Annotated in this window: 5 protein-coding genes; all 5 read left to right on the top strand. The window is 73.4% G+C overall.

Going from position 1 to position 6,344, the window contains the following annotated elements:
* The first annotated feature begins 15 nt into the window (after positions 1–15).
* A complete protein-coding gene (locus tag AB0N76_RS38780; RefSeq protein ID WP_363565562.1) occupies positions 16–1,557 on the top strand; it encodes a D-alanyl-D-alanine carboxypeptidase in 1,542 nt (513 codons plus the stop codon).
* Between the two features lie 59 nt (positions 1,558–1,616).
* Entirely contained in the window at positions 1,617–2,402 is a 786-nt protein-coding gene (locus AB0N76_RS38775) for a DUF4239 domain-containing protein (RefSeq protein ID WP_363565561.1), read from the top strand.
* A 38-nt stretch (positions 2,403–2,440) separates the two neighbouring features.
* Positions 2,441–2,866: a PPOX class F420-dependent oxidoreductase gene (locus tag AB0N76_RS38770; protein ID WP_363565560.1), complete on the top strand. Its 426-nt coding sequence runs from the start codon at positions 2,441–2,443 to the stop codon at positions 2,864–2,866.
* A 173-nt stretch (positions 2,867–3,039) separates the two neighbouring features.
* Positions 3,040–5,409, top strand: coding sequence for a lamin tail domain-containing protein (locus AB0N76_RS38765; RefSeq protein ID WP_363565559.1), 2,370 nt, complete (start codon positions 3,040–3,042; stop codon positions 5,407–5,409).
* Positions 5,410–5,669: 260 nt separating this feature from the next.
* A partial coding sequence (locus AB0N76_RS38760; protein WP_363565558.1) for a TerD family protein occupies positions 5,670–6,344 on the top strand: 675 nt, incomplete at its 3' end.

Below are 6,344 nucleotides of genomic sequence, written 5' to 3'. Positions count from 1 at the left end.
GGTGGCGTCGCGGCGCTGGTCCTCGCCGCCGGCGCGCCGGCCGCCCTCGCGGCGAGCCCGTCGCCGGCTCCGAAGGCTCCTGCCACGGCTCCGAGTCAGGGTCAGGGGGCGGGGGCGGGTACGCCGTCCCCCCAGCCCACCACTGCCGCAGGTGCCGCGCAGGACGCGGCCGCCGTGGTCGGGGGCGAGCGGCTGGGGCGGACCGCCGTGCAGGTCGCGCCCCGGAGCGGGGCGCCCGAGCTGCCCGCCGGCCTCACCGGTCGGTCCTGGCTGATCGCCGACGCGGCCACCGGCGAGGTCCTCGCGGCCCGCAACCCGCACCTCCCGCTGCCGCCCGCCAGCACGCTGAAGATGCTGTTCGCCGACACCGTGCTGCCCAAGTTCGACCGCTCCGCGGAACACCGGGTGACCCTCGCCGAGCTGGCCGAGCTGGGCCCGGGCAGCAGTCTGGTGGGGATCAAGGAGAACCTGCCGTACCGGGTCGAGGACCTCTGGCGCGGCGTCTTCCTCGCCTCCGGCAACGACGCCGTGCACGTCCTCGCCCACATGAACGGCGGGCTGGCCCGGACCGTCACCCAGATGCAGGAACGCGCGGTGGCCCTGCAGGCCCGGGACACCCGCGTGGTCTCCCCGGACGGCTACGACCAGGACGGCCAGGTCTCCTCGGCGTACGACCTCACGCTGTTCGCCCGGGCCGGGCTGCGCAACGCGGACTTCCGCGCGTACTGCTCGACCCGCACCGCCCGCTTCCCCGGCGGGGTCGACAAGACGACCGGGCAGCGGACCGCCTTCGACATCGCCAACACCGACCGGCTGCTCGGCAAGTACCCCGGCCTCATCGGGGTGAAGAACGGTTACACCACCAACGCGGGCGCCACCTTCACCGGCGCCGCCGAACGCGGCGGCCGCACGCTTCTGGTGACGGTGATGCATCCCGAGCAGCAGTCCAAGGTGTACGACGAGGCGGCGGCGCTGCTGGACTGGGGGTTCGCGGCAGCCGGCAAGGTCGAACCGGTCGGACGGCTGGTGGAGGACACCGCGGCCGGGTCTGGGACTGGTGCCGGTGCCGGCCCCGGAGCCGCCGACACCTCCGTCACCGCGGGCCCGGCCGGCTCCGCCGAGGACCCGGCCGCCGATGTGCTGCCGCAGGCGATCCGGCAGACCGACGACCCGTTCGGCCCGGCGGGGTGGACGGCCGTCGCGCTGGGCGGGGCGCTGGCGCTCTGGGCGGCCGGACGGGTCCGCGCCCGGCGGCGCCCGCAGGCGCGGACGGCCGAGGCCGCCCCGGTACCGGCGGAGTTCGGCACCGCGCGGTTCACGACGGCCCCCTCCCCCGCGCCACTCCGCTCGCCCATCCCACCGATCCCGCCGCTCCCGCCCTTCCCGCCGACCGTCCGCGCGGCCGTCCGGTCCGGCTCGTCCGCACTGGGTGGCGCCACGGCGGTCGGCGGGCGCGGCCGGCGGCGGCTGGCCCGCCGGGCCCGGGCCTTCGCCCGGACCACCGTCCGGTCCGCCGGGACCCGGCTCGCCTCCGCCAGGGCCCGGCGTCCGCACTGAGGCCCGCCGGGGCAAGGCGGACCGACGACAACGGCACCAGCGACCAAGGAGCGGCGCGCGTGGAACTCTGGCTCCTCAACCACTTCCCGACCGCCGCGCTCGTCATGCTGGTGGTCGGCGGCTTCTTCGCACTCGCCATCGCCGGCAGCCTGCTGGCGTACCGTCGGCACCCCTCGCTGGTGGAGGGCGAGCACAACGACATGGTGGGTGTGGTGCTCGGCATGTTCGGCGCGATCTACGGCATTGTCCTGGCCTTCGTCATCGTCAACCTCTGGACCCAGCTGGAGGGCACCCAGGGCGTGGTGTCCACCGAGGCGACCGCCGTCTCCCAGATCGTCCGCGACGCCCGCGCGTTCCCGCCCGAGCCGCGAGCCGCCGTCACCGCGGCGGTCGGGGAGTACGTGCACTCCGTGGTCGAGATCCAGTGGCCGCTGATGCAGCAGGGGCGGGGCGACTTCGAGCGGACGGCGGAGAAGATCGAGGCCATCTACGGGGCCCTGCGCGCGTTCGAACCGCAGACGCAGACCGAGCAGGTCTTCTACGAGGAGGCGGTGAGCAGCCTCAACGACGCCGTCGCCCAGCGCCGGGCCCGGATCGCCAACAGCAGGCTGGCGCTGCCGCCGCTGCTCTGGATCCTGGTCATCGGCGGTTCGCTGGTGATCCTGCCGCTGACCTTCCTCTACGGGATCCGCGACCGGCGGATCCGGCTGCTGTTCGTCGGCTCGGTGGCCGGGCTCATCGGCTTCAGCCTGCTGCTGGTCCTGGTGCTGGACCGGCCGTTCGCCGGCGACCTCTGCGTGAGCCCGCAGCCGTTCAAGGAGAGCTCGCTCGCCCAGTTCTGGTGATCGGCCGGGCGTCACCCTCCGGACATAGAATTCCCGGCATGAGCCCCGAGACCCCCCAGCCCGACCCGCACCGGCGGGAGCGGCTCGAACGCCTCGTCACCCTCTCCGCCGGGAGCTACCTGCGGGTCACCACCTTCAAGAAGGACGGCACCGGCGTGCCGACCCCGGTCTGGGTGGTGCGCGACGGCGAGGCGCTCGGCATCTGGACCGTCGCCGACTCCTGGAAGGTCAAGCGGATCCGCAACCGCCCGGACGTCCTGGTCGGCCCCTGCGACGTGCGCGGCAACCCGACCGGCGCGGCGTACCCGGCCACCGCCGAGATCCTGAGCCCGGAGCGCACCGCCGCCTACCGGACGCTGCTGCGGCAGAAGTACAACCTGCTAGGCGTCCTCACCCTGCTCGGCAGCCGGCTGCGGCGCGGCGAGCGCGGCACCGTCGGCATCCGGATCACCCTCACCGACTGAGGCCCACCGGGGGCTCCCGCCGCACACGGACGGTTCGTCCGGTGCATGTCAGCAGAACTGTTCTTCCGTTGTACGTCTGGTCGTTCGCCGGAGCGCGCGGTATGGCACAGGTGGCGTTGCTACAACACTCAGCGCCCGTCCATCGACTGCACGCTCATCAGGAGGACCCGCCCATGCGGCGAACCGATCGCGTCCGGCTCCGCGCACTGGCGGTGGCATCCGCCGCCGCCGTCGCGGGAGCGCTCATAGCCCTGCCCGCCGGCACCGCGCAGGCGGTGTCCGCGGACATCGTCATCAGCCAGGTGTACGGCGGCGGCGGCAACTCCGGCGCCCCGTACACCAACGACTTCATCGAGCTGTACAACCGGGGCACCGCGCCGGTCTCGGTCGCCGGCTGGACCGTCCAGTACGCCTCGGCCGGCGGGTCGTCCTGGTCGAAGACCACGCTGTCGGGCACCATCGCCCCCGGCAAGTACTACCTGGTGCAGGAGGCGGCCGGGACCGGCTCCGGGGCCGCCCTGCCGACGCCGGACGCCACCGGCACGATCGCGCTGAGCGCCACCAGCGGCAAGGTCGCGCTGGTCACCAACGGCACCGCGCTCACCTGCTCCGCCGGCTGCGCCACCCAGCCGGGCGTCAAGGACTTCGTCGGCTACGGCTCCTCCGCCAGCTCCGCCGAGGGCTCGCCGACCGGCAACCTCTCCAACACAAGCGGCGCGCTGCGGGCCGGCGGCGGCGCCACCGACACCGACAACAACGCGGCCGACTTCGCCGTCACCGCGCCCACCCCGCGCAACTCCTCCTCCACCGGCGGCGGGACCGGCGGCGGCACCCGGATCCACGACGTCCAGGGCGCCGCCCGCACCTCCCCGCTGGCCGGCGGCTCGGTCAGCGCCGTCCCCGGCGTGGTGACGGCGGTCGGCGCGAGCGGCTTCTGGTTCCAGGACCCGCTGCCCGACGCCGATCCGGCGACCAGCGAGGCGCTGTACGTCTACACCGCGGGCGCGCCCGGCGTGGCGGTCGGCGACTCGGTGACGGTCGGCGGCACGGTGAGCGAGTTCCGCCCGGGCGGCACCGGCGGCACCACCAACCTCACCATCACCGAGCTCACCGGCCCGAGCGTCACCGTCCTCGCGCACAACGCCGCGCTGCCCGCCGCCACCCTGGTCGGCGCCGGCGGCCGGGTGCCGCCGGCCGCGGTGATCTCCAGCGTCACCTCCGGCAACGTGGAGACGGCCGGCACCTTCCAGCCGGCCACCGACGGCCTGGACTTCTGGGAGTCCCTGGAGGGCATGCGGGTCCAGCTGAACAACGCCGCCGTGGTCGGCCCGACCAGCAAGTTCGGCGAGATCCCGGTCGTCCCGCAGGGCTCCGCCACCCGCACCAACCGCGGCGGCATCCTGCTCCAGGCCGCCGACGGCAACCCCGAGCGGATCATCCTGGACGACGTGCTCGCCCCCACCCCGACCGCCAACGTGGGCGACACCCTGTCCGGCGCCACCGTCGGCGTCCTCGACTACTCCTTCGGCAACTTCAAGCTGCTGGTCACCGCGACCCCGACGGTCGCCGCCGGCGGCCTCGCCCCGGAGACCACCGCCGCGGCCGCCGCCGGCGAGCTCGCCACGGCGACCTTCAACGTCGAGAACCTCTCCCCGAACGACCCGCAGAGCAAGTTCGACGGCCTGGCCGCCGCGGTCGTCAACAACCTCCGCTCGCCCGACCTGATCGCCCTGGAGGAGATCCAGGACAACACCGGCGCGACCGACAACGGCGTGGTCGCCGCCGACCAGACCATCACCCAGCTGACCGCCGCGATCACCGCGGCCGGCGGCCCGTCCTACTCCTACCGCCAGATCAACCCGGTGGACGACCAGGACGGCGGCCAGCCGGGCGGCAACATCCGCCAGGTCTTCCTCTTCCGCACCGACCGGGGCCTGACCTTCACCGACCGCCCGGGTGCCGGCTCCACCACCGCCGACTTGGTGGTCAACAACGCCGGCACCCCGGCCCTCGCCTACTCCCCCGGCCGGATCGCCCCCACCGACTCCGCCTTCAACGCCAGCCGCAAGCCGCTGGCCGGCGAGTTCCGCTGGAACGGCCGCCCGGTCTTCGTGATCGCCAACCACTTCAACTCCAAGGGCGGTGACCAGCCGCTGTTCGGCCGCTACCAGCAGCCGTCCCGGCCGTCCGAGACCCAGCGGCACGCCCAGGCCACCCTGGTGAAGAACTTCACCGACCAGCTGCTCGCCGTCGACCCGAACGCCTCGGTCATCGTCCTCGGCGACCTCAACGACTTCGAGTTCTCCCAGACCGCCGACCTGCTCACCGCCGGCGGCTCCCTGGTCGACCTGCCCCGCACCCTCCCCCTCGCCGAGCGCTACACCTACGTCTACGAGGGCAACTCCCAGGTGCTCGACCACATCCTGATCTCCCCGGCCCTCGCCGCCAAGGCCTACAGCTACGACATCGTCCACCTCAACAGCGAGTTCGCCACCCAGCTGAGCGACCACGACCCCCAGATCGTCCGCATCCCCCTCCCCTGACCCACCTGCTCCACCCCACCCCCACTGCCCCACCCCCACTGCCCCGACGCCTCTCCCCGGCGCCGGGGCAGTGGCGCACCCGCGAACATGACATTCCGATTGCGTGCACACAATCTGCTCGAAACCTGGTCACACCACCAGTTCAAGCCGCTAGGCTCCCTGCTGGCCGGAACGGGCACATGCCGACGGCAACACCACACCACGGCTGCGCCCACATGCCCGGCACAGCCCTGTTCCTCTGGGGGACATTCGTGCAGGAAATGGTCAAGGGAGCCAATGTCGGACTCTCGGCGCTGAGCGAAAGCGTCGACTCCGTCACCGTCATCCTCGGGTGGAGCAGCCCCGCCGGCGACGGGGACGCCGATGTCTCGGTCCTCCTCTTGACCGCCGACGGCAAGGTCCGCGGCAACGCCGACTTCTTCTTCTACAACAACCCCACCGCCGAGGACGGCAGCGTCCAACTGCTCGGCCAGAGCCCCACCGAGGTCGGCACCGAGGACCGCATCCAGCTCGACCTCACCGCCGTCCCGGCCGACATCGAGCGCCTGGTCATCGCCGCCAGCCGCCACCAGCGCGCGGCCTTCGGGCAGCTCCACGACCTCCGGCTCGAACTCGCCGACCTCGGTGGCGAGCGGCTGCTCGGCTTCTCCATCGCCGACGCCGAGTCGGAGAGCGCCTTCGTCTTCGGCGAGATCTACCGCCGGCACCAGGAGTGGAAGTTCCGCGCCATCGGCCAGGGGTACGACACCGGGCTCGCCGGACTGGCCACGGACTTCGGCATCGAGATCGAGGACGACGAGGACGCCCAGGGCGGGGACACCCAGGGCGAGGAGGCCCAGGGCGATGGCGTCCGGGGCGATGACGTCCGGGGCGAGGACGCCGTGGGGGCGCACGCCGAGGCGACCGGGGAGGCGCCGGCCGGGGCGCCGGCCGGC

The organism is Kitasatospora sp. NPDC093806 (assembly GCF_040683335.1).
Classification (GTDB): domain Bacteria; phylum Actinomycetota; class Actinomycetes; order Streptomycetales; family Streptomycetaceae; genus Kitasatospora.
This window is presented reverse-complemented; position numbering and strand designations above follow the sequence as displayed.

Excerpts from the sequence above, each read along its gene's own strand:
- AB0N76_RS38770 (WP_363565560.1), top strand. The coding sequence starts at position 2,441 with ATGAGCCCCGAGACCCCCCAGCCCGACCCGCACCGGCGGGAGCGGCTC.
- AB0N76_RS38765 (WP_363565559.1), top strand. The coding sequence starts at position 3,040 with ATGCGGCGAACCGATCGCGTCCGGCTCCGCGCACTGGCGGTGGCATCC.